The following is a 343-nucleotide window of genomic DNA, read 5'->3' as shown; positions in this document are numbered from 1 at the left end:
GATTGCTCCGTCTTTCATTATTCCACAATGCTGTGAAATAAATTATCCGGTATTAGCTACCGTTTCCGGTAGTTATCCCAGTCTCGAGGGCAGGTTGCCTACGTGTTACTCACCCGTCCGCCGCTAACTCTCAGGAGTGCAAGCACTCCTGAGAGTCCGCTCGACTTGCATGTATTAGGCACGCCGCCAGCGTTCGTCCTGAGCCAGGATCAAACTCTCCAATAAAGTGTTTGACTTGCTCATTTCTTAACTGACGAGAATTTGTTCAATTCTCTATTTCAACGTTCCACCTAAGTGGTCCGTTTTACTCACTCGTTGTTCAGTTTTCAAAGATCAACTTCTT

At 46.1% G+C, this 343-nt stretch carries 1 rRNA gene; it reads right to left on the bottom strand.

Features of this window, described 5'->3' with window-relative positions:
* Positions 1 to 225, bottom strand: a 16S ribosomal RNA gene (locus tag AB4124_RS34150); the annotation flags it as partial.
* Positions 226 to 343: the final 118 nt, after the last annotated feature.

Source organism: Paenibacillus sp. 2KB_20, from assembly GCF_052115765.1.
Classification (GTDB): Bacteria; Bacillota; Bacilli; order Paenibacillales; family Paenibacillaceae; genus Paenibacillus_AQ.
The sequence above is the reverse complement of the archived record's forward strand: the minus strand, read 5'-3'. Positions and strand labels throughout refer to the sequence as shown.